Origin of the sequence: Bradyrhizobium sp., assembly GCF_049586575.1 — a bacterium.
Taxonomy (GTDB): domain Bacteria; phylum Pseudomonadota; class Alphaproteobacteria; order Rhizobiales; family Xanthobacteraceae; genus Bradyrhizobium.
On record NZ_JBAVCF010000111.1, the window covers coordinates 1 to 2,180 of the forward strand.

General features: G+C 58.0%; 2 protein-coding genes. Both read left to right on the plus strand.

Annotated elements, in window-relative coordinates; all coding sequences use genetic code 11:
* The coding region (locus WB528_RS03950) for an SDR family oxidoreductase (RefSeq protein WP_423887125.1) at positions 1-271 on the plus strand (271 nt) is incomplete at its 5' end.
* Between the two features lie 717 nt (positions 272-988).
* A partial coding sequence (locus tag WB528_RS03955) for a sugar transferase (protein ID WP_423887126.1) occupies positions 989-2,180 on the plus strand: 1,192 nt, incomplete at its 3' end.

The following is a 2,180-nucleotide window of genomic DNA, read 5'->3' on the forward strand; positions in this document are numbered from 1 at the left end:
CAAGGCGTCCATGACCGGCTTCACCCACTCGCTGGCGCGTGAGGTCGGCCGGCTCGGCATCAACGTCAATGCCGTGGCGCCCGGATTTCTCGATACTGACATGACGCACGGGCTTGCCGGCGAGCAGCGGGAACGCGTCGTGCGCCGCAGCTCCCTGCGCCGTCTGGCCGACGTCGACGACGTGGCCAACGCGGTCGAGTTCCTGCTGGGCGACGGCGCCCGCAGCATTTCCGGCACAGTGCTAACCGTCGATGCCGGCGCGACGGCATAGCGGCGCCCCGCACTTCGCATCCGGTGAAACTCGCTGGTTCCATATAGGGAACCGCTGCCCTACAGCAGCCTGAACCCGTTCCTTGCGGAACCACCGCTCTCAACAACCCCGCCAGGGCGTCCAACACCAAGCCGCGCGCCAAAAAGGCCGCTCTATCAAATGCAGCGCCCGTTGGCGACCTATTGATCGATTTCTCGTGCAATCGACGGCCCTCGCTCATGGAGGCAACAGTGGCCCTCGGGTATCACACCCCACTTTGGGGTTGTGGAGATACGGCACCAACACGACAGAGTTGCGATGAACTGTCGCAGCCAGTCACGCCGTGGTCATCGTCGGGCTGTACTTTCCAAGGGTCTGCCCCTTTGTTTCGTCCTGTCCTCGATTAGCCCTCCCGTAACGGCGCGAACGTATTGGGAAGTCCGAAATGTTCCCTTTTAAAGGTAGTTTGGACTACGCGAATGCCGAAATGTTCCCGTTAAAGGTAATCTATTTTTTAATCCAACTGCCCGACGCCAATCTTGCCTTTCGGGCGGCTGTCGAGTTAAAGAAGCGTTAATCAACGCTAGATGCCATCCGGGGTTGCGTCCATTACCAAAGTTGTCGTTGCGATCTATGTCCGTACAAGCTGATTCCTCGGGTTTTCGGCCTAATCCGCTTGTCCTGCACCGGCGGGGCAGGGCGATGCCCGTACGGTTGGGCGTCGTAACATCCAGGGTCTTGGCGCTTGAGTTCATTTGTATCGCGGCTGCCGCCTACCTCAGCGGCACGTTCTATCGCTATAGCGCGCTGCATCTGCCCGCAGCACCTTCTCAATACGTCCCTGCTGCGCTTTATATTGCCGCCCTGGTGTCAATCATCACCGTAGCACTTCGGCAATTCGCTAGCGTCCAACGCCAGCCGTTGCACAAGCTGTTATGGAATGGCATCGGCTCCGTCGCTCTCGCCTTCTCCCTCTTTCTGTCCATGCTTTTTCTTCTGAAGGGAACAGAAGAATACTCGCGTGGTTCATTTCTCTTTCAGATCGTCGCGGTCAGCATCACTGTCTGCCTTACCCGGGCAATATTTTACTTCTGGCTCCAGTCTGCCATCCGTTCTGGAACCGTCGCGGCACGCCACGTCGTCTTGATCGGTGCTGAAGCTTCGTGGCGTGAATTCTCTGATTTGGTGAGAACAACTGCCATCCGAAGTGTCGCATACTTGCCGTTCCCGCGCCACGCTGCGGCAAGCGACCACACTCCCGATGATTTGGTCGATGGCGCGGCTGCACGTCGCGCGATCGAAGCGTGTCGAGCGGCGAATCCCGATGACATTGTCATTCTCGCCAACCCGGAAGAGCTTGCATCCGCGCCCGAATTAGCCCGTCTTCTTTCGGAACTCCCCGTCAGCGTGCATATCGTGCCGGCCGGTACCGTGAACTTCTTTGGCATGTCGCGAATTGCCGAGCTGGGCGACCTGAAGACTTTGGAAGTCTCCAGGCCACCGTTATCTGCGTTCGAACAGACCGTTAAACGAGTATTCGATATCGTTGTCGCAGCGACGGGGCTGTTCTTGCTTGCTCCGCTGTTTGCAATCGTAGCGATCGCAATCAAGCTGGAATCTCGCGGCAAAGTGCTATTTTGGCAGGAGCGCCACGGCTACAATAACTCAGTCATCCGCGTGGCTAAGTTTCGATCCATGGTATGCGGTGACAATACCGGTCCATTCGTACCGACCAAGCGCAAGGATGCGCGGGTGACGAACGTGGGGCGCATCCTCCGTCGAACCAACGTCGACGAGCTTCCACAACTCCTGAACGTTCTGATAGGGAATATGTCGATTGTCGGACCAAGGCCGCACGCGACTGCTCATAACGCGCTCTTCGAAGGGCGCATCTTGCCATTTGCGCGTAGGCACAACATCAAGCCGGGCA